Below are 3,756 nucleotides of genomic sequence, written 5' to 3'. Positions count from 1 at the left end.
ACCGGGGAGGGCGCCGCGCGGCGCCCTCCCCGGTGACCCAGACAAGGCTCGACCGGTGGCCGCCCGGCAGCGGTACCAGGGTGAACGGGCCGGAGCGGGTGTGGAACTCGGTGGAGACGTCCCGGTGCGGGCGCTCATGCGCCAGGATCGTGGTGATGGCGCTCTGCGGGTAGGTCCAGTCGCGCACGCGCACGCCGCTGGCGGCCCGGAGCGGGGAGCGGCCCCCGTCGGCACCCACCACCAGCCGCGCCGCGACCGTACCGCCATCCGCGAGCGTCAGGCGCGAGACCGCCTCGCCGGGGACGGCGCCGGCCGCATCCGCCTCGACCAGGGTGAGATTCGCTTGGGCGCGGGCCCGGATGCGCAGGCTCTCGACCAGGCGGGCGCTCTCGACGTTCCAGCCGAAGGCGTCCAGCCCGATCTCGGCGGCCTGGAAGCGCACCGGCGGCGGCCGGAACAGGCTGCCGGTGTCGTCGATGATCTGCAGGGTGCACAGCGGACTGGCCTGCGGTGCCACCGCCTCCCAGGCGCCCAGAGCCTCCAGGAAGCGCACCGAGCCGTCCAGCAGCGCGACCGTGCGCCCGTCCGCCACGGGGGCGTGACGGCCGACCAGGGCGGTCCGGATGCCGGCCTGGGCGCTCGCCAAGGCGGCGGACAGCCCCGCGGCTCCCGCGCCCACCACGGCGACGTCGAAAGGTGTGTTGGCCACTTCTGACATGCTGCCCGACGTTATCTTTCCAACCGCCCGCGCCCGTGATCCCGGTCGGTTCGGCCATCTCGGCCGAGTCGTCCTTATGGGACGGGTCTTATCTGAGTCTTCCGGTCATCCTGCCAATCCTGATCGCCGCCGCCACGGCGCCGCAGGCCACCGAGCGATTGGCCTGCCCGGTGGAGACCCCGCTCGCGAGGTAGGACGCGGCCGCACGCGGACCAACATTGATAGGAGATCGAAAATCCACAGTTCTGTGGACTTCCACGCATCTGTGGAACGACCGATATCTGCATGAATGCGAGCGAACTCCGCAGGCTCCTTGCCTGCGGGTTACATAGGTTTGAGGCGCAGGCGTTGGTTCAGACCGCGACGCGCCCCCTCTCCCGTGCGGGAGAGGGCTGGGGTGAGGGACCAGGGTTTTCCGGAAAGCGCGCATCCCTCACCCTGTCCCTCTCCCGCACGGGAGAGGGGACCCGCGCCTTCTGCGCTCACGGCATGATCACGGCTACGGTCGAAACCTGTGTAGGCCGTAGGGCTCCTCGCCGCGAAGGGCTGCACGTTCGAGAACCACAAGGGTGGCTCGGGCCATCTCACGGTCCGGCGCGGCGATCGGGTGTCGCAGATCCCGATGCATGGCGGCCGGAAGGAACTCGGTACGAGTCTCGTCAACCGCATCCTGAAGCCGTTGGACCTCAAGTGACTGGCTACATCTTCGATCTCGAAGCCGACGACAACGGGACGTACCTCACGACCTGTGCGGCCTTTCCCGAGATCACGACGTATGTCGAGGATCCGGCCGCCCTTCCCGTGCACGGCTTGGGGGCCCTGGAGGAAGCCCTGGCGGCGCGCATCGCCCGCAACGAGGACATACCCGCACCGGCGCCGGTCGAGGCCCCCGACGCTCGGGACGGACGCGTCATCAGGACTTGGGTGAAGCTGCCGTTGCAGACCGACCTCAAGGTGATGCTCTACCGGATGCTGCGGAGCAAAGGCATCACGCGCGCCGAGCTGCAGCGCCAGCTCGGCTGGAACCGGGAGAGCGTCGACCGGCTGTTCAGGCTCGATCATCAGACCCGGACGGCACAGTTCGATGCGGCCTACCGGGCGCTCGGCTACGAGCTGAGCGTGCAGAGCGTGCCGGTGGCTTGAGCGCCGCCCTTTTGCATCGTCCGAACGCGCCGGTTCACCCGAGGAACGCCGAGAGTTCGCGAAAAACTTCCTCCGGCCTCTCTTCCTGCAGCGTGTGCCCGCAATCGAGCGCCCGGCCCGAGACGTTCGTGGCCTTCTCGCGCCAGGTCTCCAGCACGTCGTAGGTCTGGCCGACCGTGCCCTGCGCCCCCCAGAGCGCCAGCAGCGGCGCCGTGATCCGGGCGTCCGCATCGGCCGCGTCGTGCTCCAGGTCGATGCCCGCCGCCGCCCGGTAATCCTCGCAGATCGCGTGGCGGCAGGCCGGATCACTGTAGCAGCGCAGGTATTCCGAAACGAGGTCCGGCGGGGTCGAGCCCGGAGTCTTGGACTGGCCCTCGATGTGGTGGCGCAGGAAGTATTCCGGGTCCGCACCGATCAGCGTTTCGGGCAGCGGATGCGGCTGGATGAAGAAGAACCACCAGAAGTACCGGGTGGCGAAGGCCTTGTCGGTGCGGGCGTACATCGTCGCCGTGGGGGCGATGTCGAACAGGGCCAGGCGTTCGACCCGCTCCGGATGGTCCAGGGCCAGGCGGTGGGCGACGCGGCCGCCGCGATCGTGGCCCACGAGGGCGAACTGGTCGTGGCCGAGCGCGCGCATCACCGCCACCGCGTCCGCCGCCATGGCGCGCTTGGCGTAGGCCGCGTGGCGTTCGCCGCCCGGGGGCTTGTCCGAATCGCCGTAGCCGCGCAGGTCCATGGCCACGATGGTGCGGCGCTCGGCCAGGCGCGGGGCGACGTGGAGCCAGGTCGACAGGGTCTGCGGGTGGCCGTGCAGCAGCAGGACCGGCGGCCCGGAGCCCCCGGAGCGGGCGTGGATCGTCACGCCGGGTTCGGTCTCGATTCGGTGCCGGTCGAAGCCCGGCAGAAAATCGGTGGCGCAATCCTTGGCCATGCGCTCGGTCGCCTCCGTCCCCTGGGCCCGTGTCCCTTGCGCCGCACTGGCGCGCCGGGATGCACGGGATGATAAGGCGGCTCCGGCAGGATGTCCGCCGAGCCACCATGACAGATGCACGCGCGACTCAGGACGCCGCCCTCCGGGACGCGGCGGTGAACGACCCGGACGCCGAGGCGCCGGAGGGCGAGGCCGTCCGCGCGCCGCTGCTGCGTCCGAGCATCCTCGATCCCCTGTTCGCCCCGGCCCGCGCCCTGCCGGGCGTCGGCCCCAAGATGGCCCCGCTCATCGAAAAACTGCTCGGCACGCCCGAGCGGGAGGCCCGGATCGTGGACCTGCTGTTCCACCTGCCCCAGGGCGGCGTCCCGCGCCGGCTGATGGGCTCGGTCAGCGAAGCGCCCGTGGGCGAGCCGGTGACCGTCGGGGTCACCGTGGTGGCCCACCGTCCGGCCCAGATCGGGTCGGGCAAGCGCCCGCACCGGGTGCTGGTGGAGGATTCCACCGGCGACATCTCCCTGGTGTTCTTCGGCATGCCCCGCGCCCGGGTGGAGAAGATGCTGCCGCTGGGCGCCCATCGCTACATCACCGGCCGGATCGACCTGTGGGACGGCACCCGCCAGATGGTCCACCCATCCCGGATCGTGGACGAGGCCGGCCTCGCCGAGCTGCCCGCCGTCGAGCCGATCTACGGCGCCACCGAGGGGCTGACCTCCCGGGCGATCAACAAGCTCGCGGTGGCGGCCCTCGACCGGCTGCCGACCCTGCCCGAATGGCAGGATCCGGCCTGGCTGGAGAAGAACCGCCTGCCGGCCTTCGCGGATGCGCTGCGCGTCGAGCACCGCCCCGAGGAGCCCCTCCCGAAGGCCGAGGATCCGCTCCAGCCGCCGCCGGCAACCCCGGCCCGGCGGCGCCTGTCCTACGACGAGCTGCTCGCCTCGCAGCTGGCGCTCGCCCTGATGCGGGC

General features: G+C 71.1%; 4 protein-coding genes and 1 pseudogene. 3 read left to right on the top strand and 2 right to left on the bottom strand.

The window, feature by feature from the left end:
- Positions 1-718: FAD-dependent monooxygenase (locus FV228_RS23020; protein WP_147856718.1), on the bottom strand; the 718-nt coding region annotated here is incomplete at its 3' end.
- A 532-nt stretch (positions 719-1,250) separates the two neighbouring features.
- Here FV228_RS23020 and FV228_RS23010 point away from each other — a divergent pair.
- Together FV228_RS23010 and FV228_RS23005 are read left to right on the top strand one after the other, a co-directional pair.
- Positions 1,251-1,412 (top strand): annotated as a pseudogene (locus tag FV228_RS23010) (type II toxin-antitoxin system HicA family toxin); the annotation flags it as partial.
- Positions 1,409-1,861 (top strand): type II toxin-antitoxin system HicB family antitoxin, encoded by a 453-nt coding sequence (locus FV228_RS23005; RefSeq protein WP_147856716.1) that lies wholly within the window; start codon positions 1,409-1,411, stop codon positions 1,859-1,861. The pseudogene FV228_RS23010 and the gene FV228_RS23005, both read left to right, overlap by 4 nt.
- A gap of 34 nt (positions 1,862-1,895) precedes the next feature.
- On the opposite strand, the gene FV228_RS23000 is transcribed toward FV228_RS23005, so the two are convergent.
- On the bottom strand, positions 1,896-2,792 hold the full coding sequence (locus FV228_RS23000; RefSeq protein WP_147856715.1) for an alpha/beta hydrolase: 897 nt from the start codon (positions 2,790-2,792) through the stop codon (positions 1,896-1,898).
- A 107-nt stretch (positions 2,793-2,899) separates the two neighbouring features.
- Here FV228_RS23000 and FV228_RS22995 point away from each other — a divergent pair.
- On the top strand, positions 2,900-3,756 hold an 857-nt coding region (locus FV228_RS22995; protein ID WP_348645068.1), incomplete at its 3' end, for an OB-fold nucleic acid binding domain-containing protein.

Origin of the sequence: Methylobacterium sp. WL18 (assembly GCF_008040015.1) — a bacterium.
GTDB classification, from domain to species: Bacteria; Pseudomonadota; Alphaproteobacteria; order Rhizobiales; family Beijerinckiaceae; genus Methylobacterium; species Methylobacterium mesophilicum.
Note: the sequence above shows the minus strand (reverse complement) of the source record. Positions and strands in the feature narration are given on the sequence as shown.